This is a genomic window from Candidatus Methylacidithermus pantelleriae, from assembly GCF_905250085.1.
Classification (GTDB): Bacteria; Verrucomicrobiota; Verrucomicrobiia; order Methylacidiphilales; family Methylacidiphilaceae; genus Methylacidithermus; species Methylacidithermus pantelleriae.
In genome coordinates this window covers 71697-95709 of the sequence record NZ_CAJNOB010000034.1, presented here as the reverse complement: position 1 = coordinate 95709, position 24013 = coordinate 71697, and the positions used below count along the sequence as shown (strand labels likewise).

28 protein-coding genes and 1 tRNA gene are annotated in these 24013 nt (G+C 54.7%); 13 read left to right on the top strand and 16 right to left on the bottom strand.

Features of this window, described 5'->3' with window-relative positions; translation table 11 throughout:
* Positions 1-26 precede the first annotated feature (26 nt).
* On the bottom strand, positions 27-1091 hold the full coding sequence (locus tag KK925_RS07845; protein WP_236027885.1) for a polyprenyl synthetase family protein: 1065 nt from the start codon (positions 1089-1091) through the stop codon (positions 27-29).
* Between the two features lie 433 nt (positions 1092-1524).
* A complete protein-coding gene (locus tag KK925_RS07840) occupies positions 1525-1755 on the bottom strand; it encodes a PUR family DNA/RNA-binding protein (protein ID WP_174582229.1) in 231 nt (76 codons plus the stop codon).
* Positions 1756-2368: 613 nt separating this feature from the next.
* Between KK925_RS07840 and KK925_RS07835 the strand changes: the two genes are divergently transcribed.
* From KK925_RS07835 to def, 4 genes are all read left to right on the top strand, one after another.
* On the top strand, positions 2369-3010 hold the full coding sequence (locus KK925_RS07835; protein WP_174582228.1) for an energy transducer TonB: 642 nt from the start codon (positions 2369-2371) through the stop codon (positions 3008-3010).
* A 101-nt stretch (positions 3011-3111) separates the two neighbouring features.
* Complete coding sequence (locus tag KK925_RS07830; protein WP_174582227.1) at positions 3112-3765, top strand: MotA/TolQ/ExbB proton channel family protein; 654 nt, start codon at positions 3112-3114, stop codon at positions 3763-3765.
* 78 nt (positions 3766-3843) lie between these two features.
* On the top strand, positions 3844-4260 hold the full coding sequence (locus KK925_RS07825) for an ExbD/TolR family protein (protein WP_174582226.1): 417 nt from the start codon (positions 3844-3846) through the stop codon (positions 4258-4260).
* The gene (gene def, locus KK925_RS07820; RefSeq protein ID WP_174582225.1) at positions 4257-4820 is read left to right on the top strand and encodes a peptide deformylase; all 564 of its coding nucleotides are present in this window, start codon (positions 4257-4259) and stop codon (positions 4818-4820) included. Before KK925_RS07825 ends, def begins: the two co-directional genes overlap by 4 nt.
* Here the strand turns inward: def and KK925_RS07815 are convergent.
* The 3 genes from KK925_RS07815 to KK925_RS07805 all read right to left on the bottom strand — a co-directional run bounded on the left by KK925_RS07815 (position 4817) and on the right by KK925_RS07805 (position 6763).
* The gene (locus KK925_RS07815) at positions 4817-5266 is read right to left on the bottom strand and encodes a DUF309 domain-containing protein (RefSeq protein WP_174582224.1); all 450 of its coding nucleotides are present in this window, start codon (positions 5264-5266) and stop codon (positions 4817-4819) included. The two genes, def and KK925_RS07815, sit on opposite strands and share 4 nt — an antisense overlap.
* Positions 5267-5325: 59 nt before the next feature.
* Positions 5326-5607: a glutaredoxin family protein gene (locus KK925_RS07810; protein WP_214096414.1), complete on the bottom strand. Its 282-nt coding sequence runs from the start codon at positions 5605-5607 to the stop codon at positions 5326-5328.
* Between the two features lie 181 nt (positions 5608-5788).
* Positions 5789-6763, bottom strand: a complete 975-nt coding sequence (locus KK925_RS07805; RefSeq protein WP_174582223.1) for a biosynthetic peptidoglycan transglycosylase — start codon at positions 6761-6763, stop codon at positions 5789-5791.
* A gap of 56 nt (positions 6764-6819) precedes the next feature.
* Between KK925_RS07805 and KK925_RS07800 the strand changes: the two genes are divergently transcribed.
* Entirely contained in the window at positions 6820-7995 is a 1176-nt protein-coding gene (locus KK925_RS07800; protein WP_174582222.1) for a VIT1/CCC1 transporter family protein, read from the top strand.
* Positions 7996-8013: 18 nt separating this feature from the next.
* Here KK925_RS07800 and KK925_RS07795 read toward each other — a convergent pair whose 3' ends face one another.
* Together KK925_RS07795 and KK925_RS07790 are read right to left on the bottom strand one after the other, a co-directional pair.
* Positions 8014-8829, bottom strand: coding sequence for a chlorite dismutase family protein (locus tag KK925_RS07795; protein WP_174582221.1), 816 nt, complete (start codon positions 8827-8829; stop codon positions 8014-8016).
* A gap of 61 nt (positions 8830-8890) precedes the next feature.
* Positions 8891-9547 carry a MotA/TolQ/ExbB proton channel family protein gene (locus tag KK925_RS07790; protein ID WP_174582220.1) on the bottom strand — a complete coding sequence of 219 codons (657 nt, stop codon included), beginning with the start codon at positions 9545-9547 and terminating at the stop codon, positions 8891-8893.
* 947 nt (positions 9548-10494) lie between these two features.
* On the opposite strand from KK925_RS07790, the gene KK925_RS07785 reads away from it, so the two are divergent.
* Both KK925_RS07785 and mqnC read left to right on the top strand, forming a co-directional pair.
* On the top strand, positions 10495-11250 hold the full coding sequence (locus tag KK925_RS07785; RefSeq protein ID WP_174582219.1) for a menaquinone biosynthetic enzyme MqnA/MqnD family protein: 756 nt from the start codon (positions 10495-10497) through the stop codon (positions 11248-11250).
* Positions 11251-11275: 25 nt separating this feature from the next.
* Complete coding sequence (mqnC, locus tag KK925_RS07780; protein WP_174582218.1) at positions 11276-12358, top strand: cyclic dehypoxanthinyl futalosine synthase; 1083 nt, start codon at positions 11276-11278, stop codon at positions 12356-12358.
* 83 nt (positions 12359-12441) lie between these two features.
* Here mqnC and KK925_RS07775 read toward each other — a convergent pair whose 3' ends face one another.
* The gene (locus KK925_RS07775; RefSeq protein WP_174582217.1) at positions 12442-12597 is read right to left on the bottom strand and encodes a hypothetical protein; all 156 of its coding nucleotides are present in this window, start codon (positions 12595-12597) and stop codon (positions 12442-12444) included.
* Positions 12598-13557: 960 nt separating this feature from the next.
* Between KK925_RS07775 and KK925_RS07770 the strand changes: the two genes are divergently transcribed.
* The gene (locus tag KK925_RS07770; RefSeq protein ID WP_174582216.1) at positions 13558-13806 is read left to right on the top strand and encodes a hypothetical protein; all 249 of its coding nucleotides are present in this window, start codon (positions 13558-13560) and stop codon (positions 13804-13806) included.
* A gap of 68 nt (positions 13807-13874) precedes the next feature.
* Here KK925_RS07770 and KK925_RS07765 read toward each other — a convergent pair whose 3' ends face one another.
* The 8 genes from KK925_RS07765 to KK925_RS07730 all read right to left on the bottom strand — a co-directional run bounded on the left by KK925_RS07765 (position 13875) and on the right by KK925_RS07730 (position 19664).
* Entirely contained in the window at positions 13875-14378 is a 504-nt protein-coding gene (locus KK925_RS07765; protein WP_174582215.1) for a YrhA family protein, read from the bottom strand.
* 106 nt (positions 14379-14484) lie between these two features.
* Positions 14485-15915 carry an APC family permease gene (locus KK925_RS07760; protein WP_174582214.1) on the bottom strand — a complete coding sequence of 477 codons (1431 nt, stop codon included), beginning with the start codon at positions 15913-15915 and terminating at the stop codon, positions 14485-14487.
* The gene (locus tag KK925_RS07755; protein WP_174582213.1) at positions 15884-16204 is read right to left on the bottom strand and encodes a hypothetical protein; all 321 of its coding nucleotides are present in this window, start codon (positions 16202-16204) and stop codon (positions 15884-15886) included. The genes KK925_RS07760 and KK925_RS07755 overlap by 32 nt, the downstream gene beginning before the upstream one ends.
* A gap of 699 nt (positions 16205-16903) precedes the next feature.
* Entirely contained in the window at positions 16904-17233 is a 330-nt protein-coding gene (locus tag KK925_RS07750; protein ID WP_174582212.1) for a hypothetical protein, read from the bottom strand.
* A gap of 455 nt (positions 17234-17688) precedes the next feature.
* Positions 17689-17886: a hypothetical protein gene (locus KK925_RS07745; protein WP_214096413.1), complete on the bottom strand. Its 198-nt coding sequence runs from the start codon at positions 17884-17886 to the stop codon at positions 17689-17691.
* 670 nt (positions 17887-18556) lie between these two features.
* A tRNA-Leu gene (locus KK925_RS07740) sits at positions 18557-18643 on the bottom strand.
* Between the two features lie 190 nt (positions 18644-18833).
* The gene (locus KK925_RS07735; protein ID WP_214096412.1) at positions 18834-19055 is read right to left on the bottom strand and encodes a helix-turn-helix transcriptional regulator; all 222 of its coding nucleotides are present in this window, start codon (positions 19053-19055) and stop codon (positions 18834-18836) included.
* 150 nt (positions 19056-19205) lie between these two features.
* Entirely contained in the window at positions 19206-19664 is a 459-nt protein-coding gene (locus tag KK925_RS07730; RefSeq protein ID WP_174582211.1) for a hypothetical protein, read from the bottom strand.
* A 163-nt stretch (positions 19665-19827) separates the two neighbouring features.
* Here KK925_RS07730 and ruvX point away from each other — a divergent pair, with 163 nt between their 5' ends.
* The 5 genes from ruvX (at position 19828) to KK925_RS07705 (ending at position 23888) form a co-directional block, all read left to right on the top strand.
* Complete coding sequence (gene ruvX, locus KK925_RS07725) at positions 19828-20274, top strand: Holliday junction resolvase RuvX (RefSeq protein ID WP_174582210.1); 447 nt, start codon at positions 19828-19830, stop codon at positions 20272-20274.
* Between the two features lie 99 nt (positions 20275-20373).
* Positions 20374-21012, top strand: a complete 639-nt coding sequence (locus tag KK925_RS07720) for an acyloxyacyl hydrolase (RefSeq protein WP_174582209.1) — start codon at positions 20374-20376, stop codon at positions 21010-21012.
* A gap of 2 nt (positions 21013-21014) precedes the next feature.
* The gene (gene truA / locus KK925_RS07715; RefSeq protein WP_236027884.1) at positions 21015-21827 is read left to right on the top strand and encodes a tRNA pseudouridine(38-40) synthase TruA; all 813 of its coding nucleotides are present in this window, start codon (positions 21015-21017) and stop codon (positions 21825-21827) included.
* 56 nt (positions 21828-21883) lie between these two features.
* A complete protein-coding gene (locus tag KK925_RS07710) occupies positions 21884-22339 on the top strand; it encodes a tRNA (cytidine(34)-2'-O)-methyltransferase (protein WP_174582208.1) in 456 nt (151 codons plus the stop codon).
* Between the two features lie 277 nt (positions 22340-22616).
* Positions 22617-23888: a transporter family protein gene (locus KK925_RS07705; RefSeq protein ID WP_174582207.1), complete on the top strand. Its 1272-nt coding sequence runs from the start codon at positions 22617-22619 to the stop codon at positions 23886-23888.
* Positions 23889-24013 lie beyond the last annotated feature (125 nt).

The window sequence follows — 24013 nt, the reverse complement described above, 5'->3', positions numbered from 1 at the left end:
CCACCCGCAAGCAAGAAAATGGGCTTCTAGGAGTTGCGAGGAAAAAAGCTATGTCGGACCGGCCGATGGACAAGCGTCTGGAATTCCTCTTCCAACAAGTAGGTTAAGTGGCAAAGACGATCCCCGGCCTCCTTTTCTGGAAGGCAACGCAGCGTGTTGCGGCTTTGCTCTAAGAGTCTTTGAACCGTTGCCCCGGCCCGCTCTAACGCTCCATGGGAGAAAAGAAACTCCAACAGCTCGGAACGCTTTTCAGGAGAACCATTGCCCAGAACGGACAGCACGCACTCTTTGGCCCCACCATTGGGAGAATCAAGTAGATAGAGAAGCGGCAGGGTCAACCGGCCTTGCCCAAGGTCGGTACCCAGTGTTTTGCCGGTCTCCTCCTCGCTCCCCAGTAGGTCTAAGCAGTCGTCATAAATCTGAAAAGCGGTCCCCACCAGTCTTCCGTACTCCCCCAGGGCCTCTTGTATCCCACTAGGAGAGCTGTTAAGGGAGGCTGCCAGCTGGCAAGGCATTGCAAAAAGTTCCCCTGTCTTCATTTGAGCGATCCGCAAGTATTCGCCCTCTCCCAATCGAAGATCGAACCGTCGTTGGAGCTGGAGAATTTCTCCCGTACAGACCACGCAAACGGAAGCAGCAACCGATCGAAACACTTCTCGCGGCAAATCAGCGCATATTTTCAAGGCATGGGAAAAGAGGCAGTCACCCAGCAGTACCGAAACATCCGCTCCCCAACGAAGAAAAGCGGTCGGGGCTCCTCTCCGGGTAACGGCCCCATCCACAATATCGTCGTGGACCAGAGTTGCCAGGTGGATCATTTCTACGATGAGAGCCAGATCCAAATGTGCCGGTCGAATCCCACCGGTAGCCTCAGCGGAAAGAAGGGCAACAACCGGCCTAAGCCTCTTGCCGTGACTGGATAGGGTGTCGCCAAGCTGGGGAGCAAGCGCTGGGTCAAACGCGCTGATCTCCTCCAACACCCTGCGATCCAAAGCTTGAAGCCACGCTTCGAAGGGGACCAAAAGTTTTGTCCAATGGCCGGCGCCACGCACCCCCGCAGGATACGATTGACACGGATTTGAGGTGTCCAATGGTGAATTCTCCCGAAAATCGCCCCCTTGCATAGATGCTGGGCTTTCCTTGTGGAAGGTTAGCCAGGCTTGCCTTCCTGTGTCAAACCTAGCAAGCCGAGGCAGGCTCCCGAGCTCTCTTCCCTGAAAAACAGCCGGTGGCCTTGGCTTGGTTCCTTTCTTTGATTCTTATCAAGTTCTAGGGAAAGGGTCCCCAACTCCCCATGAGCTAACGGAGAGCTTTCCGTGACGAAAGATCCGACTCACGGCGGGATCGTTCGTAGATCCGCTCGCCCATGAGGCTTTTCCTTTCCAAAAGATAGGCCGTGAGCGTATGGTCCTTTCCGAGACTTGCACAAGTGGAGAACTCCAGATGGGGAAAAAGGCCAAGAAAGCTTCTTTTTCCCTAATCCGAGAGATTCGAACCGGACCGAGGGGTTGTGGGATACATCCCTCAGGTTTGCGCCTGATCTCCATCCTTCATGGAGGCTTCGATCATCGAATCCAGAACCCTCCGGAACTCATGGAGGCCCGGTGCTGGAATAATGATCGTGTCCCGCCGTCCTCGCACGTCTTCGGTAATCCGAAGAAAGCGACCTCTTTGATTTTCTTTGAGGTCAAAAAAGAAGTGCTTCCGCTCTACCGTGATCTTTTCACTCTTTATGTTCTTGAGATCCGCCTCCATTTTTGGCTCTCTCCTATCGTTCAAAGGTTCCCCCCAGACTCGTCGTTTCAGACTACCGTGGCTCGCTTTTTTGTCAAACCTTGCCTAGCAGTGCAAGACCTCGCTTTCAGTTGACCCGAAAAAAATGCACCCCGAAACAGAGGATGGTCGCAAGCTTACATTTTGGGTAGGATCCCCAGTTGGCATGCTTTCCACTCGGCGGCAAAGCTCTCGCTTTCTTCCCTTCCTTGTAATCTCCGTTTTGTTTCATCTCACCCTCTTTCCGCTGGCCCAGCTCATCCCGCTCAAAGGAACCCTGCCTGCGCAAAGAGCTGGCCACAGGGTGTCGCCTCCGAAATTGACGCTTTTTTCCACACCGCCTGACTCCCTCCCACAGAAGTTCTTTGTTCCAACGGAGTCCTGGCAACCGCAAAGGCTTACTCCAAAAAAGGAAACTCCTTTAGAATCGGACCGCTCGACGAGGCTCCAAAGTGAAGCTCCGGGAAAAGACCCTCAATCAGCCCTTCCCGAAATGCGCGGCCACCCCAAGGCCGGCATTCAGTATGTCGATATTCCTCCAACGCGAACCCACCCCGGGCAATCCAGTCGGTCGCCTAGCTCTCAGGGGTCTCCCATGGACCGAAATCTTCCCCAAAATGGAAAAAGCCAAGCGCAAGCAACGGCGAATCCCAGAGAAGCTCCCAGCACCCGTCCTCCCCGCAAAGAAACCTTCGAGAACGCGGAATTCCCTGTTGTTCGTGCGGATTCTCCTTCCCAAGCGCCCTCTCCCGGGGTCGGACCCGAACGACGCGCCCCTGAACGCCAATCTTCCAACAGTTCATCCCAAGAAACGTTCCGCTGGCAGCAACCAGCTACCGGATCGCCCGGATCCGTCCGGACTCAGGAACGCTATCGAAGGGAGATCCATGGAGGTCGAACCGCAGAGATCGGTCCCTCCTCTCCCGAAGCCGCGGAAACCGAACTGGGGCGGTACAAAGCCAAGATGTATCGCGCAATCGGCTCGGCATGGTATTGGTTAGTCGACCAAAATATGACCCTTCTGGCTTTGGGAACCGTGCGGATTAAATTTTATGTGACCGCCGACGGGACGGTTCGAGACCTTTCGGTAATGACGGAAAGCGGGGAGACTGCCGTTCTGCGGGCGATTTCCCTACAATCCATCCGGAAAGCTTTTCCCATGGAGCCGTTTTCCGAAAGTTTGAAAAGACAGGTAGGAGATGGGTTCTGGGAAGAGTGCAGCTTTACCATCTATTAGGAGTGCTCGTTACGGAAATCTTCTTTCCACTCGATCGAAGCCGGATAGTCTAAAAAAGGGAAGGGGCAAGAGGCCCGGATGGGCAATACCTAATAAGAGCCATGAATCTCCTTCTGGAAGCTTGGGGACCCTTGGGTCGCTTCTTAGAGGCAGGGGGCGTCTTTAGTTATCTGGTTGTGGGATGTTCCGTGGTAGCGGTTGCCATCATCTTGGAAAAAGCCTTTTCCCTTCGCCGCGGCCAGGTAGTTCCGAGTGAAGTAGCCCAAGCGATTTCGGAGCTTGGATCGGCCCGCACGCTTGGCGCACTGGAAGAGCTATGCGCGAGGGAAAAAAGTGTTCTGGAAAGACTGGTCCTTGCATCCCTGCGCAACCTGGCACTATCCAAATTTGAAAACGCGGAAGCCCTTCAAACAAAAGCTCGAGCTGAAATCGCTCGCTTGGAGAGGGGGCTTGTGGTCCTAGAGATCATTGTGGGTATTGGACCTCTCCTTGGACTACTGGGAACGATTTCCGGGCTGATCACGATTTTTGGACAGGTTGGAGAACAGGGGCTGAGCAGCCAAGGAGGCATGATTGCGCGGGGGATTTCCGAGGCACTTCATACCACGCTTCTCGGGCTTGGAGTCTCTGTACCCTGCCTGGTAGCCCACAGTATCTACTCAAGACGGGTCGAACTCTACTCGGTTGAGCTTGAGGACCTTTGCCTAGAACTTCTGGCAAAGCTCTACGGAGAAGGTGCTGTTGCCCGCTTCTAATCGGCGGTTGCTTGGGCTGGAATTGCTTTTCACCACCTTTTGCTCACCACAAGAACCAGAAGAAAGGGAAAACGGACCATGCGATTTTTCCCACGGAAGCGCCGGGTCCCTGTCGTTAACATCGTCTCGCTTATCGATATCCTTGTCATTGTGCTCATCTTTTTTGTTGTCACCACTACCTTTCGAAAAGAAGAGCCGGTCGTTCAAATCGAACTACCCCGTTCGGGCCAAGCCAAATTTTCTCCCATGGACGCACCGGTTGTCATCTATGTGACCGCCGATGAGCGAATTTTCCTTAACGACACGCCGATTGAACCTGACCGCTTGGGTCCCGAGCTCAAAGAGCGGAGGGCGCGAGATCCTACCTGCCAGTTCGTCTTAAAGGCAAGTAAACGGGCACCCTTCCAAACGATCGTGCACGTGATGGACGCCGCAAAATTTGCGGGTATCGCTGCGTTGCCTACCATTACCCAAGAAGAACCACAACGACCGTGATTTTACCCATCGTCCTTTACGGAAATCCGATCCTTCGGAAAAAGGGGGAACCAGTCCAGCGCTTCGACGATACCTTGCGGCGACTCGCGCAGGATATGGTTGAGACCATGCACGCCCATAAAGGGGTGGGCTTGGCAGCACAGCAGGTCGGCGTGGCCCTGCAAGTAGCCGTGATTGACGTCCGGGGGGTAACCGATCGGCCCTCCAGTTTCATTGCTGACGGCAAGAAAATTCCCGTTGCCGATTGGATGCCTCTGGTTCTCATCAACCCGAAGTTGGAATTAACCAAAAGTAAAGAGCCTTCTGAAGAAGGCTGCTTAAGCTTCCCTGGTCTACGACTGACCGTCCCCCGTGCCCGCCGGGTGCTGGTGCGGTGTCAAGATCTTGAGGGAAGACCTCTGGTCTTTGAGGCTTCCGGGTTTCTGTCCATCGTGATCCAGCATGAATGGGATCACCTAATGGGAAGGCTTTTCATCGATTACCTGGACCCGATGGAGCGACAATCGCTGCGGGAAATCCTGGACAAAATTCGCGAGGGAACAGTCTTACCACCCGCCTAGCCGGACACCTGTGCCTGCTGAGGAGCTGGGGACGGTGGGGGCCCTTCCGGCAAGAAGGGAAAAGGTGGCAAATCCACTGGCGGGTTATCCTGCCAGTCCTGAGCCGTATTCCGGCACCAGCGTGCAAGCTCTTGCGGGGGAAGACCCGCCACCATGGCTGGATACTGGGCAAAATAGCCCGAAGCAAGGACTAGGAGTTTTCGAGCAGGTTCCCATCTTCCTTTTGTCGCATGGACAAACGCACCAGCTACTTGAATCAGCGCTTTGTAAAAGTTGCCGTCCGGTTCTTTGCGCCGTTGTAACCAGAGATCTTCCAGAACATCGTGGGCCTCATAGTAACGGGACTGTTCCAACAGCTGGAAAAACACTCGATATCGTGGATCCCAACCGCCGTTTCCTGGCTGACTGGATAAAAGGCGACTGACTCGCTCGGTTTTTGCTGCCATCGTTATTCTTGTCTTTGGAGACCCGATCCCCGCGGGCACTCCTCTCATCCGTCACCCACTCAAACGATTCCCCGTAATTCCAAGAAGCTTTTGAGCTCCGCTTCGCTAAACGCCGCTAACACCTCATCGTCCCACTCCAGGGCAGGTGTTTTCGCCTTGCCAATCATCTTGGCAAGTCTTCGACCACCCTGGGGGTTGCGAAGAATATCCACCCGGTCATAGGAAAGGCCATATCGATCCAAAATTTTTTCCACCTCCGCGCACCAAGGACACCCTGTTCTGACATAAAGAACCACCCGAGCCATGGACTCAAGCATGGGAAACCCCAGCAAGTCGTGCAACTTTTTCTATCGGGTAAACGATAGGGATAGGGCGCTTCTTGTGGACTTTTTTCCTAAACACTTCTCCCCGTAGCTCTTCTGACCTGACTGCCCTGGGAGATCGTTCGCCAACCCGGCAAGCTGGCCTCCCGTTTTGGGGGAAAGGTGGGAGCAAAAGGGAATTGCTCCGTTTTCCCTTGAATCACCTTAGCGCACCCAGCCCTCTCAAGGGCTGGCGAGACCCGCGGAGAGATCCACCGAGCTCATGGGGGAGCAACTGGACCGTCTCCCCCAAAGCCCTGCGGTATTGTTCCTGCGAGAGGAATTGGTGGGCCAGCATTTGTCCCAAAATCCATCGCTGCCGTCTCCGAGCCCTTTCCCAGTGAACGTAGGGATTAAGACGAGCAGGAGCTTGAGGAATGCCTGCCAGTAGGGCAGCTTCTGCAGCCGTCAATCGCCCGACGTCTTTCCCAAAGTAGAATCGAGCCGCCGCCGCGCACCCTATCTGGTCATTGCCATAATAAAGACGGTTTAGGTATTCCTCTAAAATCCGTTCTTTCGTCCATCGACACTCAAGGCGAACTGCAAGGATCATTTCCCGAAGTTTGGTCAGCAACGTTCTCGGTCTGGGAGGGTTTTCACTAATCTTAATTAACTGCTGCGTAATCGTAGAGGCCCCTGAGACTGCTTTTCCGTAGCGGAGCGCATCCCGCAGGGCGCGGAGGGTCGCCCAGAAATCTACGCCATGATGCTTCCAGAAGTTGCGATCCTCCGCTGCGATGGTGGCTCGGATGAGCCAGGGAGAAACCAGCGAAAGGGGAACGCGAAGGGTCAGCGAAGAGCTAGCTCTTGCGTTGGTGTCCGAACCGGATCCCCTTTGGTTGGTAAGGGGATTATCGAGACTGGGCGGGAGTGGGAGGAAAATCCCAAAAGCCAGACCAAGGAGCACAAGGAAAAGGAAGCCAGCCCCCAGGCAGGAGACATACGGCAACCAAGGATGTTTTCGCCCAGCGTCCATGCGAGTCGAGACAACGGGAATCTTTTGAAGTACGATCTTTCTAAACGGCGGACGCCCTAGGTAAGGAAGCCCGTTGACCGAGGACTGCCGGGACTGAGTCAAAGGCTTCTTGGATAGCTTTTCCGATCGATCCATTGGCGCAAAGACCATAGTTGCCATGGGATAGCAACCAAGGGAAGACAAAAGGACGGCTTTGGAAGGAGCAAACACTTTCCATGAAGAAAAAGCCTGAGTCGAGCACCGGCAAGAACGTTGCGGTCAGGATTTGGACGGAACAATGGCGTTTGGAAATGGAAAATGCCCGGATCTACGAGCTTCTCGCCAAGCGAGAGCCTCATTCCCGGAGGCGGGAAATCTTCCAGCGACTTGCCGAAATTGAGCGGTCGCATGCAACGCGGTGTCGAGAACAATTGGAAAAACTGGGTGCGAAGGTACCCATTCTTTGGGAAACGGGGCTCCGCTTCTGGTATGGCTGGCGGTGGAGTTGGACTAGCCCGGAGCAAGCCTTGCTTGAAATGGAAGCTCGGGAACGAAAACTGGCAGAGGACTCGGCCGTTGGGGAAGATACGCGAGCTTTGTTACCCCACCCGTCGCGGCAGGTATGGGAACAGATCCTCAAGGAGGAGCGTACCCATGCTGGCGTCGTACATGCCCTGGCCACCCAGAGCGAAACTCAACGGCGGTTGCAAGGGATTCTCCGGCGGGAACCCTGGCACAAAAGAGGGGGTAGCTGGATTGCCGATGCGGTCTATGGAGCCAACGACGGTTTGGGGGCGGTCTTTGGAATCGTTTCCGGTATGGCCGGGGCGACGGGCAACCAGGAGCATTATGTGATTCTTTCGGGACTGGCTGGTATGCTGGCTTCCAGCTTGTCCATGGGGGCAGGCGCCTACCTTGCGGCCAAGAGCCAGCGCGAACTCATGGAGGCAGAAATTGCAAGGGAAAAGGAGGAGCTGCACACCAACCCCCAAGAGGAAAAAGAAGAGCTCAGTCTTTTTTACGAGCTTCAAGGCCTGGCTCCCCACCAGGCCCAAGAACTGGCCGAAAAGATGTCCCAGCAGCCGGAAGCTTTTCTAGAAATGATGCTCCAAAATGAGCTCGGACTGACAATGTCCCAACTTCCCAACCCATGGGTGTCATGCTTTTCAGCCCTTCTTTCCACAGCTTCGGGAGCCTTTGTGCCGCTAGTCCCGTTTTTCTTTCTTCCTGGTGTCCTTGCAGTAGCGACTTCCTTTGCGGTCAGCATCGTCGCTCACTTTGCTATCGGTGCCGCCAAAAGCCTGCTCACCCTCCGATCCTGGTGGGCAAGTGGTCTGGAGATGACCCTTGTCGGCATTCTTGAGGCAGTCGTCACCTATTTCCTTGGAAAATGGTTTGGGAACCTGGACTAGAAGGAGGTCGTTGAACTTTTAGCCAAGAAGACCAAGACGCACCCAAAGATCTGGGAGAGGGAGCTGCAGGCCACAAAAGAACGGCCCAAATTCTCCGTACCACGCGCTTACAGGGTCAAATCGCATTTCATACACAATCGATTTGATTTCGGCTGGGTCCTGGGAAAAAAGGGTGACCCCCCATTCCCACTCTTCAAAACCGGTCGCTCCGGTGACCATTTGCAGGACCTTTCCCTGATACTTCCGGCCAATGCTTCCATGACCCTGCATGAGCTTTCGCCGTTCCTCAAAGGAAAGGGCATACCAGTTAGCTCCGGGAACCCGTTTCTTGCGCATAGGGTAAAAGGAGACAAACGGCCAATCCGGCAAGGTGGGATAAAGTCGCATCTCAGTAAGATACTTTTGCCGCTGCCGAGCCTCCGCCAGTTCCGACTCCCACTGCGAACTTCCCGGAGGAATCCCACGGTTTGCTAGACCCTGAACCACTTCTTCCTCAGTGGGAAGATATTCCGAGCGCTCCGTCATGGAGAAAAACGCATATACAGGCCGCAACACACCGGGGCCTGGAATCCTCTCGAGATCTTTCTCCAATTGCTGAAGAGAATGGAGTTCCGGGCTCAACAAGATCCAACCCACATCCGCCCGACCGATGCACGCTAGTGACACAACCTGGCACTGCTCTCCCGAGCGAAAATCCTTTAGCCGCTCGCCCAGGCGGGCACAGGCCACTTCCTTTTCCTTGGGGCTCAACCTCCCCCAAACGGTCCGATCCCAGTCATAGAAAAGATGGAGGACAAAAAGGCCCTCCCGAGCTCGCAGGGGACTATCAACCATGGTTGCCGTTCATTAAAGCTTGGGAAGAAAGCTCTCCCAAGCAAAATGATTTTCTTTTCACCTAAGAGATCGCTTTCGAGATGGAAACTCCGGCAGGCTGGATTTCTCTTCCCATAAGCTCCCTCGAGAGGGCTATTTCCAGGCGATAGGCAACCGACTCAAGCCTGCGGCGGACCCTTTCGGCGCGGGCACCAAAAAGGTTCAGGGGCACAATGGCGACAATGGCAACCACAAGTCCAAAAGAGACAGCAATCAGAGACTCAGCAACACCCCCTGTGATCACTGCTTGTTGTCCTGCCAAGTCGGTTGAGCCAACCATTCCAAAGGCCCGCATCATCCCGGTGACGGTCCCAAGGAGTCCCAAGAGCGGCCCCAGCGTGACAGCTGTATCAAGGATGACTAAACCTCGTTCGTGCTTTTGCAGCTGGGCTTCCATGGCTTCCTCCAGGAAAATGCGAACGCCCGATCCCCCTGGATACTCCAGGGCTCGCATCGCCACCTCGACCAGTGGATCCCGGCTCTTCCTGCCCAGTTGTAAGGCCTGTTCTGTCTTTCCTTCCTCAATGAGGGAAAGTACTCGCGCCAAAGTCTGGGGTTCCTCTCGAAACCGGTCCCGGACGATGAAAAGGACCCTCTCCACGATGACCGCAACCGTCACCAAGGATAAAATCAATAGGGGCCACATGACAGGGCCCCCCTTAAGGAAAAGTTGTACCATCTCGGTTTCCCCAGAGAAAACCCTCGCTTTTTTTTTCTTAAAGCAAAGGCTGCCACCCTAGCAAGCCTGCTTGTGCCAGCAGGCTTGCTAGGGGCAAAAAGGAACTACTCCTTGGGACACCGGCAGGCTTTTTGGGAAGCGTGGGACCGGTGATGCTTGGAACTGCAATGGGAACAAGCACCTTTGGCCCCCTTTTTGGTCTTGTGGCCCGAAGATGGGGTAGGCTGTGCTTGCTCTGACATTCCTGGCATCTTTTCGTGAGCCTCCTCGCCATACGCGCTAAGGGAACTCCCAAGCAAGCCTGCACCGACAAATAGAGCGAACACGATTGCCTGTCGTGCCCACCCGGGTTTTGTGAAAGATTGGATCATAGGAGCCTCCATGAGTTTGCTCATTGCCAACAAAGCCTCCTTGATTTCCCACTTACCCAGCGGGAATGTTTCAAGGCTTTTCTTCCTTTTTCTTCCTCCAAGCACACAAGCCACCGGGCCTGTTCTCTAAAGTACCCGTACCGGCCAGGGAAGAGGTTTCGCTCCCCCCGTTCCGGCTTGAGCCTCTAAAGAACCTTTTTCTCACAGTTGGGTGCCCGTGCCTTCGCTTGGATTCCAAGACAGAAAAACTCGGCCGAGTTGCCAATCTCCACAATGCGGCAAATTGTCGCGTCGGTTTGCGGTTTTCCGCGACCATAGAGGAGCGTCTGTTGGCTAACTTCCCGCCTCCTGGATCGTGGGGTAGAATTTGGGAGCTAAGGAATTCCGGGTGGTCACCGATTGTCAGACGCAAAGAAGGCGCCAAGCAAAAGAAGCCGCGCGTTGCACCGGAAGTACAAGCTTCTTGGCCAAAAAGGGAATTCCCAAAAGAACGTTTCCAAAGATAGAGTTTCGGTGCAATGAACCGTAAAAAAACCGTGAGCCTTGCTCCGTGCCCATCGTAAACCTCAAGACCGCATGAAAGCCGGCTTTTCTTCGGGTTTTCCTTTTCGCCTTGGTTCCGTTCCCTACTTAAATGCCCGCCCTCTCACATGGACGCTTGAGCACGCCGTCGTTTTCCGCGGCACACCTAACGCGCTGTGTAAAGCCCTGCAAGAGCGACAGGTTGACGCTGCTTTGGCTCCCATTGTGTTTGCGTTCCAACACCCTGATTTCCTTTTGGTCGACGGGGTGGGTATCGGAGCCCGAGGACCCGTACGCAGCGTGATCCTTGTTTTGGAGGTGCCCTTGGATCAAGTTCGTACCGTTGCCTTAGACCCCGCATCCCGGACTTCGGCCCTTCTGGTCCGAGTTTGGCTGGAAGGATTTTTGGGCAGGGAAATTCGTTACGTATCAAGAGAATCCATTTCCGATGCCCATCTTTGGATCGGGGACCCCGCTTTAGCGGTGCGGCGATCCTTGCGGCCACCAAGGCAACTGGTCGATCTTGGGGAGGTATGGAACAAAATCACAGGATATCCTTTTGTCTTTGCCGTGTGGACCGTTCGAAACGTTTCCGGTGTTTCTCAGCTGGCCAATCTTTTACGGGAAGCGAAAGACTTGGGGCTAGCCCGGATTGATGAGATTACCAACGTGGCCGAGGAAAGAGACTACTTAAGCCATTGCATCCATTACGAACTTGGACCTCAGGAACACGCAGGAATTGAATGCTTTCTTTCTCAACTTCGAAAGCTTGGAATTTTTCCCCAGACGCCTAGCTTGACATGGATTTAGGAAGGCGGAAAGCTGACCCAGGCAAATGAAAAGCCTCTGCGAAATCCGGAAAAAGGTTTTAAACGGGGAACGGATTGACAAGGAGGAAGCGCTTGAGCTTTATCGCCTACCTTTGCCCGAACTGGGAGAACTGGCCCACCAGCGACGCATCCAAAAAAAGAAAGAGGCTTACGGAGGTCAAGGGGACCGAATCGTAACCTATATCATCGAAAGAAACATCAACTATACCAATGTCTGCAATGTCGGTTGCCGATTTTGTGCCTTTTACCGCAGGGAGAGGGATCCGGACTCCTACGTCCTGTCCTATGAGGAAATCAGCAAAAAGATTCGTGAACTGGAGGAGCTGGGGGGCGTCCAGATCCTGCTCCAGGGGGGACATCATCCCAAACTGGGGCTTGACTACTACCTGGGTCTCCTGCACCACATCCGGGTTCATCACCCCACCATCAATATTCATGGGTTTTCTCCCCCTGAATTTCAGCATTTGGCTAAGGTGTTTCGGATGAGCGTAGCGGAAGTCCTGCAACGGTTCCGCGAAGCAGGTTTGGGGTCAATCCCTGGAGGGGGGGCAGAAATTCTTGTGGACTCTGTCCGCAAAACCATTGCGCCACGCAAATGTAGCTCGGAGGAGTGGCTGGAGGTCATGCGGATAGCCCACCGCATGGGTCTTCGATCCAGTGCTACGATGATGTTTGGTCACAAGGAAGGCCTTGAAGATCGAGTGGAGCACCTAGATAAGATTCGGTCCCTTCAGGATGAGACGGGTGGGTTCACCGTGTTTATTTGCTGGACGTTCCAACCGGATCGGACCGCGATGCCGATGGAAAAAACGGGTGCAGCAGAGTACTTGCGCATGCAGGCGCTAGCCAGGATTTATCTGGATAATTTTGACAATATCCAATCGTCTTGGGTAACCCAAGGTCCGGAGATCGGGCAATTGGCACTTTTTTTTGGGGCAAACGACTTTGGAAGCGTGATGATCGAAGAAAACGTGGTCGCTAGCGCGGGGACTATTTACCGGCTCGATGCAAACGAAATCGAGCGATTGATCCGCGAAGCCGGGTATCTCCCGCGTCGCCGGAATAACTGGTACCAGCTCCTCAATTAGCGCACAAAGCTTTTCTCCTGGGTCTTTTGCGACTTTTCTTAGCCAGACCCTCAGAAGACCCGCACCACCCACGTAGCACTGTGCTATCGAGCCTGCTCCTGAGCCCGCTTTTGAGCCATGGCTTTCTGCCTGGCCTCTCGGTCTTTCCGACTCACGATCGCCGCAAAAGCCGCAGTCCCAACCAGTACAAAAGCTACAACGGTAGCAAAAACAATAGCAGTGGTTGTCTCATCCGGCATACCAACACAATAACGACTTTTGCCCCGCAAGGAAAGAGCAAAATTCCGCTTGACGGGTCTGGCTGGTAAAAGCGCTTGTTATCCTTTTTTGTCCGATCGACAAGCTTTCCCTTCGCCCCGGTCTCTCAAGAGAGGAATTCTAGAAAAGCCTTTCGGCACTCTCAAAAGCGAGAAGAGCCTCCGTCCACCTTGCCGCGTACCTTCCCAGAAGCTGGAGGATTCTAAGATTTCCCAAACAAACCCTCTCTGTGCCCCCCAGCGGGCATAGCCAAGAGGCGTTCCCTCACTTATTCTTACCAATTGTCGCCGTTCTAACGTACGATCGATCATGGGTTTTAGGGTCACCTCCAGGACCCACGGCTCCTCGATGCCGCATGGAAAAAGTGGTCAGGATCAGCCTCGCTCGCTGGAGAGACCCCATCGAGCGCCATTTCTTGACCGGGTCCCCGGTGAAGGAACTTTCGATTCGTTACGGAGAGAAGCCCGGACAACCGGAAACCCGCCCCGTCGCCGCACACAAGTCCCACCAGAACCAGGGTCCGCGCCGTACGGGGCTCAAGCGGGGGAGAAGTCCGGCGCCTTACGACAGTCTCCAAGCACAAGAAGGGCTTGATTTCTTCCCGAAGGTCGATTCAGGTCCTCCGCAGGGATGAATAGAGGGTACGACCGCGTTGGAAGAAGTAGTGCCAAGGGTGGAAGGCAAAAGCCCTCGAGGAACACAAGGCACCTCCAGTACCTTCCGCGGTGGGCGCAAGCTCTTCCTTTGGAAGGACACGTGTTGGCCAGGGTGAGGAGAAAAAATAGTCGCCGGCGATTCAAGCGGTATTCGAACAGAGTCTGGACTCTGGCTACCGAAGGACCCCAAAAGCCTTTCTGACCTAACCGTACTGGAAGCTCCGGCACGCGCTCCGGCACAAGGAACGGCGTCCCGGGACTCCCTCAAGACCCCCCAGCCTTATCATGGGCCAGACCCATGCAGCCATTCCTGCGCCTGTTGGGCCAGTGGCGGCGAGTAACGCCAAAACCGAAAAAAAATTATACTGCTTTTTTTCCGCCAAAGGGACGGTTCGGGCAGACGTCAATTGGGCTTTGGAAGATTTCCAGAAGGGTCTTCCAGGAATCTTTCCACGGGAAGCTCTTTCGGAAGCTCAGGGGAAAAGAGGCGAGCGCACGCCTCGGCCAAAGACCTACGGGCATTTTTTTCTGTGACCCGACTCTGACACAGCAACAGACGCCAGCAAATAGCCCGAGTTCCCAGAGGTCAAGCGAGCTTCTCTTTATGCTTCTCCTTCCATTTCGAAGATCCGTCGAAAAAATTCCCACTCCCTATTGAAACGGGCCACTTGTTTTTCCAGACCTGACTTTTCCCTCCACTCAAATTGCCCAGTGCGAGTGTCGTAGCAGTACAGGATGAATTCATTGTCACCAAAGGCGAAAAGCTTGGGATCCATCCCACAAGCTCGACAAGCCTCGTTGGCACAGAAAAGCTCCAGAGACCCCTCCGGGACCCGAAGCCACTCAAGAGGCGAGTCCGGGTCAACAACGTAATAAAAGGAGCTTGCTCCTACGGTCCAACCGTTAGTCAAGCGGAGAAAATCCCTGTAAAACTGGGGCAGCTCAAACCCTAATCGTGACCGGCACTCCTCAATCGCCGCGGCCAGCGCGTCCGGATAGCACGGGGGTCGGGTAATTCCCATCCGTTTTTCCTGCCTCTTTCGAATCCGCCGGATTGCCTGCTCGACTTCCCTCTCCATACCTAACCCTGCCGTACTTCGACTCAAAAGTTCGCCTCAACTTTGAAGTCACAGTAGGATAGCAAAGCGCCACAAACTTTCCACCCCCAAGCCCACCCTTTCAGTCCTTCCCGCACCAGGGATAGCTCGTCTTTCACGGGGAAGCTCCGCCTTGGTTAGAAAAGCCCACAACCCTTTTTCCCATGGATCTCCTAAAAAGGAGACTTCCTCCCCATCCGGTACCCAAAGCCCCAAGGAAGGTGAGAAGTGCACCCCAACGTTCCGAACCCAACTCCAAAGGAAAGACATTTCCCCACAATACCCCAGCCACAAAGACAACAGCGAAAGCTTGCACCATCCTCTTGCTGAGGCCTCGTCCCCGGCCCCCGGTCCGCACTCGCAGGGCTGCCAAGGACACCCCAAGATAGGCCGCCACAAACCCGTAGCCTGAAAGGAGGGCAAACCATTCAAAAAGACTCCAGCTATTACCACCCACAACAAACCCAAACGATAAACCGGAAAGGACCAAAAGCCCGCCTAGCCCCAGGGCCCGATCGGGGATCACGTGCTTGCGGTGCACGTGCGTCAGACATCTGGGAAGCCATCCATCCAATGCCATCGCATAGTACAAACGACTGGCGGCATTGAAGCAGGCAATCGATCCAGCAAATGAGCTGACCAGTGGGCCGCATAGCAAGACGGGTTGGAGTGATCCAAGTCCAAGGTGCCGAGCCAGTCCAACCAGGGGAATTGTCGAATCGGAGGGGAGAGATTTTTGCAGCGAAAATCCCAAAACCAAAGCGTAGGAAGCAAAAAGAAAAAAGGCACCTACTGAGAAAAGACTCACACCCATGGCCCACGGGATCGATTGCTGGGGACGCTTGGCTTCCACTGCCAGCGAGGCAGCGCTTTCAAAGCCCGCAAACGCAAGAACCGCAAGCATAACCCCCGACCCCAGCCGGTTGGTCTGCGTCGGTTCCCAGAACTTTTCAAGAGGCAGCGGCCCGGGTGCGGCCCGGATCACCTGGACAAGAACCAGGGCCATGCAGGCCAGGGAAAAAAGCTCGCTCGCCAGAAGACTTCGAATGGAAAATTGGACATTTCGAGAACTCATAAACCAAGCCGCAAGCAAAGCAGTAAAGGACACCACCCATTGTGCTTGCACCTGGTTCTGCCAGAAGTTTCGGCTTTCTCCTACAAAGGATTCCAAACAGAGAGGTACACCTGAGCAGAGAGAAGCTACCGCGCCCAGGTACCCGAAGGAAAGCATCCAACCGGTAGCGACGCCCGCCTTTTGCCCAAGCCCTTCCGAAACAAATCGGTATAAAGACCCAGAGTCTTTTAACCGCGATGCAAAAGGAAGGCAGCAACTCCAGAGGCAAGCAACTCCCAGAGTTGCCAAAAGAAAAGCAAGCCACGTAGCTGGCCCTACCAGCCGGTAGATCAGTGGGATGGTTAGGGCCGGAGTGACGGAAGGAGCTATAGCCCCCAGGGACTGCGCGACCGTTTCGGCAAAATCAAGGACTCCCTCCTTGAGCGAAGGTTGACCCCCTTTAGGCGTTGTGGTCAGCCTGGCTGGTTCCATCCCTCTGCTCAAACGACTCTCCCATGGAGAGATCGAAAGCACCACCCTCTTCCAGCCGCAGGAAAGCCATTTGGATAGGATTGGCATCCAGCTCGCACTTCTTCGCTACCGTTGCTACAACCCTAGACAACCATTCCTCTACCAGGCAAGATCGTCCGGCACTCCGGCCCAAGACCCCTGCCAACAACCTGCGTGCCGGGGTTTCACCGGGAAAGCCCGGGTGGAGCTTACTGCCGCGTTTTTGCGGCCCAAGGCGCCAACGGCCGTCGATTTCCTCCCGACCGGACATGCGCGCTCCTTGCGCCGCTTTCCGTCTCTTCCGAACCTTGCACCATAGAAACGACCCCACATGTTTCGTCCGATTCCTTGCGGGTAGGATGAAAGGAATACGACCGCCATTGCGAGTTGGGACAACTGTCCCTCGCACGGACGCGCGTTGGGAAAGACCCAATCCTTCCCGGCCGACGGCGCCAAAGCGGGCCCCGGTAAGAACGTAATGCCATGACGACGCACGTGGTTGACCGCGCTGATCAGAGGAGTGTAGGCCGGGTCCAACTTCGATCCCCTCGACTCCGGCAGCAAAAAGCCGACTTCACCATCGCAATCGCCTTGGCGCTAGGCGAAGGAAAAGAGCGAGCGGGCCCTGAAGCGATCCAGCGACTCAAGCTCAAGCCTTCCTTTTACCAAGACTCAACCCTTCGATCACAAGCGCCTTATCCGCCTCGGCGCAAGGCCCGGCTAACCTTTTTGTACGCATCAGTAACCATCGCTTCGGCCTCCTTTTCACTTTTACCATGGAGATTCAATCGGATACCGCGGATCTCCCCCAGAGCGTCGAAGCGGTCCATTGGGCCTAAGCCGCAATGATCCTCGGTTGATCTCGATGCCAACCGCTCGGGCAAGGCGGCGTTTCACCAGGGAAACGGGTCCGCGCCTCGACGCTTGGCAAGCACTCGCTGCCCCTCCCGCTCCCGCACGAAGCGGTAGCTCAAGCGGAAATCCCTTTCGCTTCCGGAGGAGTTTCCCCCTCTTGGTTGGCGCCCTCACCATCCGGCTGGGGCGGAGAGAACCCGAACGATCGCGTCCTAGTCGTAAGCGCAAGCGGATGCCCGTAAGAACGAAATATTGGCTCGAGCTCCCCCATCCGTCCGGCAACCGCAACCACAAAGCCGGTAGGCTCCCGTCCGGGGATACCGTGGCTTGCCAGGACTGGCTGCCGGCAGTTTTGTCCTTCGACCCGAGCAGGAAAAAACGGGCTCTTCCGCTCCGCCTGCCAATTCCTCCGTCCGTATGGCTGGCGTACCCCTTTTTCCTCCATGGAAAACTCCTTACGAGAAGAAGCGGCGCGAACCGAAAGAGACACCCACGCACACGGCAATGCCGATGGGCTAGGCGCGCGTGAAGCTTGGTCCGCTAGATGGCTAGCCCCCTTTTTCGGTCCAGAACGCTCGATCTGGGCTTCTTTTGTTTGAGCTCACGGAGCAGCTTTTCAGCTCTCCAGAGCCCGCTCCGTAGCTTCCTCCATGAGCTCGGGCCGCCGTTCGCGGATCGAACCGATCTTTCCTTTGAGCTCGGGACCCGGAGGCCATGAAACCCTTGAGCAGTCAAACCAGACGGTGCAAGGAAGGATCAATTGCTCTGGGTGAGTGAAACACGAGCCCCCGTCTAGCAAACTCTGCCCCTACCCGCCCGGAGAGTGGCTCATGGGCGTCCAGACGCGAAATCTTTTCCAGTGTCAGCGTCAAACGTCTCTCTTATGTCAAACTTGGGAGCTTAGTCATGAATGGCCTCGAGCGCCTTTTTAGCCTGGTTCTGCGCCGATTTCTTCTCGTAAGAACTGGTACACGATGAAACGCTGACCTCGTGCAGGTCGCGTACGATATGGGCCGTCGTCTCATTAAGATCCATCATCAGGATCGATCGACTCTGCGCGGCCCATCCCGCTTGCCGGTACTCGAAACCGAAACGCATCAGCCGGTCCCACTACTCGACCAGGATGATGCCCACTTTCGGGATCGTAGACCTATCCAACAATCCCTCCAGGATCGGAGAGCATCCCGAAAAGCCGACCTCCTTGACGGCCTTGAGGATCTGCAAACGGTTTGTTCGAGGCCAACTCAGACAACCGAGGCCAATGGTCTTTCTTTCATCCGCTTTTTCATGCGCGCTTGCACACCCGCGCGTAGAGAGCCACGCCGTCGGGTTGTGAAGACTCCCTATGAACCATCACCGTGCCAATTGGCAACTCTTCTGCCGGAAGAACCAAACACCCCTCCTTCTCCGTCCGCCAAGCCGTCTTCTATGTCTTCTATAAAACACCCTGCCGCCTGGCCCACACACTTACCTTCATTCTCATATGCTGCCATAAATCACCTTGTGTGTCGCTTTTTCGCTGTCAGCAACCCCCAAAGAGGAGAAAAAGAGTGCCACAGCAACAAGGTAGCAAGGCTTTCCCTTCCGCTAGCCTCATGGATGGCCTGCCATGAGGGCAAGTCTTTCAAATGTCGGGTTTCTCTCTTGGATGTCAGAATGGCCAGCTGTTCCAAACGGAAAGCAAGCAGACAAGTTAGACAAAAGGGATTTTAGGGAGCGGGATTTTTTTGGGGGCATTCAACCACCTTCCATGGGGGTTCGCTTTTCCTGCCCACGGCGGGATTCGAACCCGCACGGGCCTTTCCAGGCCCACAGGATTTTAAGTCCTGTGTGTCTACCGTTCCACCACGTGGGCTTGGGCCATTTGGAACTCAATCCCTCTCCCCAATGGAAGTGCCATTTCGGATAAGATCAATGGCAAAAAGGCTGCCGGCTCGCCCAGCGGCTTCTTTCTTTCTGAGGTTCCTTGGAGACGCCGATGGGCCCATCCCGGCAGCCTTTTTCTACTAGCCGGAACTGTTACGACAGGGAAAAATCTTGAGAGCCTAGCAAGCTTGGCCCTGCAGTTTCACTATCCCTGACGCAGTAGCTCGGCGTCCGGTCGCATTCCGCTCAATAAGCTCCTCGACCGACTCGCTGAGAACTCGTAACGACCTTGGCCCCACCTTTGCGGCACGCAGTCGTCCTTCGTCGACCCAGCGATAAATCGTCCACCGGCTGACACCTAAAAGATGAGCCGCCTCATCCGGTCTCAAAAGCTTCTTCATGATCTACTCCTTTGCGGGCGGCGCTCATTGCAAGAATAGACACCCTTTTTTGGAGCCCCTTGGCCGATTGTAGGAAGACAAGCTTTTGTGCGGGAGCCAACCTTCCTACGGAGCTCACCCCCACTATCTAAGGCAACCCTAGGGAGCCCGTCAGGATCGCGCCGCCCACCTTGCGCTTTCCGACCCAAATTCGGTGGCCCCCTGGGTCCCTCTATCGTCAAGGGCTATCCCGCGAGGCGGCGGTACGGGAGGAGGCTCCGAACGGGTGAGAAAAAGAAACGCTTTCGGAACGACCCGCTCCAAAGAGGGACGAGCCTTTTCAACAGTCGGGGTAACCGGTGCTGGAATCAATGTCTCTGCCTGTTTTTCCCAAGCCAGCTGGGACAAGCGCGTCTGGTGATGCCCTCCCTCTTGGGAAATCCGGCGACAAAGAGTACAGGGGTGTTTGCCATCAAACGTTTTGCGCAAGCCCTCGCTAAGCCCGAACTCAGTACTGTAACGGGCTAGCATGCCCATCCAGGCAATCCCCTGCAAGGCCATCCACTGGCCTCCGGAAACTGTCCAGAGCGCAACGAGCGCAAGGGCCAGTCCAGCTTTGCGCATCTCCATCGCTTCTTTTGTAAACCTACGGACACCGGAGGGATTTCCAAGCCCTTTTTTGCGGCTACCGTTGCAAGGAGGCCGGAACGAGAGGAAAAGGGTAGAGATCTCTCCATTTTCTCTCCTTGGAGTTTGAGGATCCTAGGGATTACACTTTTGTGGAAACAAACCGATGCGCATCTTAGCCTTAGACTATGGCTCAAAACGGGTCGGTCTTGCCGTAAGCGACCCAACTGGGACTCTGGCAACCCCGCTTGGCACGTTACCGGCAGAACCCTTTTCCAAGTTCTTGGAGGAACTGCGCCAAATCACGGCACGTTATGAGGTGGGAGTAATTCTTATTGGTTGGCCCAAAAACATGAATGGGACTGTAGGCCCATCCGCCCATCGGGTTCTTCTTTTTGCCTCTCGTATACAAGCCGAACTTTCCCTACGGGTCGAACTGAGGGACGAGCGGTGGACGACCCGACAAGCCCTCCGGCAACTTCAAGCCCTTTATCCGGGAAAGAGCCGATCCCAAAAGCGAAGGAAAAAAAAAGACGGCGTAAGTGCCGCCATTATTCTACAGACATTCTTAGAAGAGAGGCAGGCGCAAAACTGTGGGGAAAATCGCCTTTAGGAGGGAAGAGGGATAGTGCTCTCAATGACAAAACGTTTTACTCCAACATCACCAAAAATGATTTGGCATTTTTTCCCCATCCCATTACAAACCAAGTTCATGCGCGCGAGGAGTTTTTTGCTAGCAATCGGGATGGCTTTGGCCGTTGGATGGGCAGCAAACCAGGGCTTAGCAGGCGTTTTAAGTTCGAAAGAGCTTTTAGAGGCAACCGCTCCAACCGACTTTTTCCAAGAAGGTTCCATGGAAGCTGAGATCCACTCGGGGGTTCTTTTTGAGCTTTTCGACCACCCTGCTTTTAACGAAGCGCCGGCTATTTTCCGGTTTGGATGGATGCTCTCGACCCCACAGGGAGACGCTTTTTACAGGGGAAACTGGGAGGTGCTTCTTGACCTATATGGAAGTGGTATTTTTCATGGACCAGGAAACGTGGTCATTGGGCCCGAAGCTCTCATCCGATACAATTTCGTTCAGCCTGGCTGGTGGGTTGTGCCGTATCTGCAGATTGGAGCGGGGATCGTTTACACGGATGCCTGGGAAGACCACACCCAGCGCCTAATCGGTGGTCCGGTAGAATTTACCCCTCAAGCCAGTGGAGGGCTCCGGTTTATGGTTGACCCACAATGGTCGATTCAGTTGGAGTGCATGTACCATCATATCTCTAACGCCGGTTTGTATTCCCGAAACGTTGGCGTAAACCAAGTCGGTGCGCTTCTGGGCGTGTCGTACCTCTTCCGATAGGGGTGGCCGGAGAACACTCGCGTAAGGGGATTCTTGGGCACAAGCTCACGCTGGCCTACGTAGGAACGGCTTTTTCTGGATGGCAACGCCAAAAAGGAAGGCGAACCGTCCAAGCGGTTTTGGAAGAGGCGATCCAGCGGATCTGGGAGGCCCCCATCTTGGTAGCGGCCGCTGGAAGGACCGATGCTGGAGTCCATGCTCTGGGACAGGTTGCCTCGTTTGCGGCCCCAGGGAAGCTTTCCCCCGAAAAATTGGTTTTTGCCCTCAACTACCATCTTCCCCCAGATGTCCGCGTGATGGCCGTGGAATGGGTTGAGCCGGAGTTTCATGCGCGTTTCGACTGCCGAGCCAAAACCTACGAGTACCGAATCTGGAACGCCCCCGTGCTGGATCCGTTTGAGTGGATGCGGGCCTGGCACATCCCCCACCCACTGGAGCTCGAACCCATGCAGCAAGCAGCCTCGACTTTGGTCGGCACGCATGACTTTGGGTCGTTTGCCTCCTCAACGGGGCGACCCGTCCGCAACACTGTCCGGACCGTCTTTTCCCTTACCCTAGAGGAAAGAAGACCCTGGATCGTCATCCGTGTCCAGGCGGACGGTTTTCTTTATCACATGGCAAGGAAGATCGCGGCAGCCCTTGTCCGGATAGGGAAAGGAAAGCTTTCTCCCCTGTGCGTCCAGAAACTCTTGCGCGAGCCCCGGGGACATACCCTTTTTGGCGCCGCTCCTCCCTGGGGGCTATATTTTTGCCACGCCCTGTACCCTTCGCCGGAAGAAAGAACCCGAAGAAGAGACAATAGACCGAAGGGGTAGCCTTTCGAAAGAACGCCTCGGTAGAAGAATCTCGACATTCGGTTGGGCAAGCTCTCATGTTTTCGATCGTCCTTTACCGCCCGCAGATCCCTCCCAACACGGGAAATATTGCCCGCCTTTGTGCGGCAACGGGCACCCATCTGCATCTGGTGGGCCCACTAGGTTTTGCCCTTTCCGATCGCTACCTCAAGCGGGCGGGCTTGGATTACTGGCCCTGGGTTCATCTTTCCCTTTGGTCATCCTGGGAGGAATTACAAAAAACATTCTCCCAAGCCCGCTTTCTTTTCTTTGAAACAGAAGGGTCCCTTCCGTACTGGGATGCGCAGTTCCAGCCCGGAGACTTTCTCGTTTTTGGCTCGGAAACTTTTGGCCTTCCCACCCGTCTCCTTTCGGCAGGACCCTGCTTTTATATCCCGATTTCCCAACGAGAGGTTCGAAGCCTTAATCTTTCTAACTCCGTTGCTCTTGTTCTTTACGAAGCCCTCCGCCAGAATCGAACCCTCCTCTCGTGAGCGCTGTGAGGCCACCCTTGTCCAATCTCCTTTCGAGAACTCTCTCCTTTTGATCCGAACCAAGAGGGTTTTGTTTCCCCTTTTTCCCTTGCCGGCTCCTGCTCTACCAGCGCCCTAATGAGTAACTCAGTTCCTTTTAGTCGCGCTTCTTTTTTGTCAGAAACGCAGGTATTTATAGTTATACGTCAGTAGACTCTTTTCCCTTAAAAGCGCTACCCTCTTCCCTGCCGTATTCAACCATCCGGATTGCGCGGAAACCAAAGGAGGAAAAATAGTCATGAAAGGTCTATCCCTTATCGTCTCTAGGGCTCTTCTCCCCCTATGGATACTTTATTTTTCTCCAAGGATCTTCGCCATAAACCCGCCTTCCCCAGAGACTGCGATCGTTGCAGCCGACGAGGCTGATCCTTCATCGAAGGAAGTGCAAGAACCCGAGTCGAAGCAAACAGCGGAAGAAAAAAAGGCAAGAGACCTACGAAAACCTTTCCTCCTTCTCCCGTGGGAGAACGCCGACTATGATCTTAATTCCCCGGACATTTGGTCAGACGCACGCCCCGATAGTCACGCACCTTTTGGGGTCATGGGGGATCACGTGCACCGGCACGGAGAGGTGATGTTAGGTTATCACTTCATGTACACGTTGATGGGCCAGTATTTCCATGGTGAGGAACAAGTGCCTCTTAATCCTACTCTTATCAATAACATCTTAAAAGCAATCACCGGTAATCCCCAAACCCATGGGCATGTTTTTTCCGACCACATGAATATGGACATGCACATGTTTGAGCTTATGTACGCTCCTACGGATAATCTCACCCTCATGGCTATGGTTCCTTATATGGACATGGATCATTTCATGCTTCACAGCCACGAGGGGATGCTCATGACTCATACCCACCACGCCGAGGGAGTGGGGGACGTATCCTTTACGGCCATTTGGAAGATGCTGGATTGGGATCGGCAGCGAGTCCAATTGAATTTGGGTTTCAGCGTACCGACCGGTTCTATCACGGAAACCTTTCCAGAGCCAATCCACGAACATGAGGTTCCCTTGCGAATGTTTCTGATGCAGCTAGGGTCTGGGACTGTCGATTTTCTTCCGGGACTAACCTATCTTGGCCAGCGAGGGAATCTTTCGTGGGGGATGCAGCATCTAGGGGTGATTCACACCGGGACCAACGATGAAGGGTATACGTTTGGGGACCGCTACTTGGGCACTGGATGGGTTGCCTATCAGGTGGTCCCCAACTGGGTAAGCGCTTCCGTGCGCGTACAGGGGCTCGCGTGGGACCGTGTGGAAGGGCAGGACCGGCTCAATGCCCTCTTTTTTAACGTGCACCCTACTTTCAAAGATCCAGACTTTCAGCCCGAATTCCAAGGGGGCGAACGGGTTGATGTATCGGTGGGACTCAACCTCTTGATCCCTGAGGGAATTCTTAAGGAAAACCGGTTCGCCGCGGAAGCCGGTCTTCCTATTTATCAAAGACTCAATGGAGTCCAGCTGGGAACCAATTGGTGGGTAACAGGTGGCTGGCAAATTAAGTTCTAAAGAGGGAGTCAGAACGCTCTGGGCCGACTCGGGCAACACCGGCCCTTGTGCTCGAAGCAGGAACAACCGTTTTGAGTCGCTCAAACCACTCAGAGCTAGAAAAGAGCAAGCATACTGGGCGGACA

Coding starts and splice junctions, on each gene's coding strand:
- KK925_RS07720 (WP_174582209.1), top strand. CDS start 20,374: ATGCGCGCGAGGAGTTTTTTGCTAGCAATCGGGATGGCTTTGGCCGTT.
- KK925_RS07745 (WP_214096413.1), bottom strand. CDS start 17,886: ATGCGTTTCGGTTTCGAGTACCGGCAAGCGGGATGGGCCGCGCAGAGT.
- KK925_RS07805 (WP_174582223.1), bottom strand. CDS start 6,763: ATGGCAACTATGGTCTTTGCGCCAATGGATCGATCGGAAAAGCTATCC.
- KK925_RS07775 (WP_174582217.1), bottom strand. CDS start 12,597: ATGCCGGATGAGACAACCACTGCTATTGTTTTTGCTACCGTTGTAGCT.
- KK925_RS07795 (WP_174582221.1), bottom strand. CDS start 8,829: ATGGTTGATAGTCCCCTGCGAGCTCGGGAGGGCCTTTTTGTCCTCCAT.
- KK925_RS07800 (WP_174582222.1), top strand. CDS start 6,820: ATGAAGAAAAAGCCTGAGTCGAGCACCGGCAAGAACGTTGCGGTCAGG.
- KK925_RS07710 (WP_174582208.1), top strand. CDS start 21,884: ATGTTTTCGATCGTCCTTTACCGCCCGCAGATCCCTCCCAACACGGGA.
- KK925_RS07730 (WP_174582211.1), bottom strand. CDS start 19,664: ATGGAGATGCGCAAAGCTGGACTGGCCCTTGCGCTCGTTGCGCTCTGG.
- KK925_RS07760 (WP_174582214.1), bottom strand. CDS start 15,915: ATGGAACCAGCCAGGCTGACCACAACGCCTAAAGGGGGTCAACCTTCG.
- KK925_RS07755 (WP_174582213.1), bottom strand. CDS start 16,204: ATGTCCGGTCGGGAGGAAATCGACGGCCGTTGGCGCCTTGGGCCGCAA.
- KK925_RS07815 (WP_174582224.1), bottom strand. CDS start 5,266: ATGGCAGCAAAAACCGAGCGAGTCAGTCGCCTTTTATCCAGTCAGCCA.
- KK925_RS07735 (WP_214096412.1), bottom strand. CDS start 19,055: ATGAAGAAGCTTTTGAGACCGGATGAGGCGGCTCATCTTTTAGGTGTC.
- KK925_RS07825 (WP_174582226.1), top strand. CDS start 3,844: ATGCGATTTTTCCCACGGAAGCGCCGGGTCCCTGTCGTTAACATCGTC.
- KK925_RS07790 (WP_174582220.1), bottom strand. CDS start 9,547: ATGGTACAACTTTTCCTTAAGGGGGGCCCTGTCATGTGGCCCCTATTG.
- ruvX (WP_174582210.1), top strand. CDS start 19,828: ATGCGCATCTTAGCCTTAGACTATGGCTCAAAACGGGTCGGTCTTGCC.
- KK925_RS07835 (WP_174582228.1), top strand. CDS start 2,369: ATGGACCGAAATCTTCCCCAAAATGGAAAAAGCCAAGCGCAAGCAACG.
- mqnC (WP_174582218.1), top strand. CDS start 11,276: ATGAAAAGCCTCTGCGAAATCCGGAAAAAGGTTTTAAACGGGGAACGG.
- KK925_RS07785 (WP_174582219.1), top strand. CDS start 10,495: ATGAAAGCCGGCTTTTCTTCGGGTTTTCCTTTTCGCCTTGGTTCCGTT.
- KK925_RS07770 (WP_174582216.1), top strand. CDS start 13,558: ATGGGCCAGACCCATGCAGCCATTCCTGCGCCTGTTGGGCCAGTGGCG.
- KK925_RS07750 (WP_174582212.1), bottom strand. CDS start 17,233: ATGGAGGAAAAAGGGGTACGCCAGCCATACGGACGGAGGAATTGGCAG.
- KK925_RS07705 (WP_174582207.1), top strand. CDS start 22,617: ATGAAAGGTCTATCCCTTATCGTCTCTAGGGCTCTTCTCCCCCTATGG.
- KK925_RS07830 (WP_174582227.1), top strand. CDS start 3,112: ATGAATCTCCTTCTGGAAGCTTGGGGACCCTTGGGTCGCTTCTTAGAG.
- KK925_RS07840 (WP_174582229.1), bottom strand. CDS start 1,755: ATGGAGGCGGATCTCAAGAACATAAAGAGTGAAAAGATCACGGTAGAG.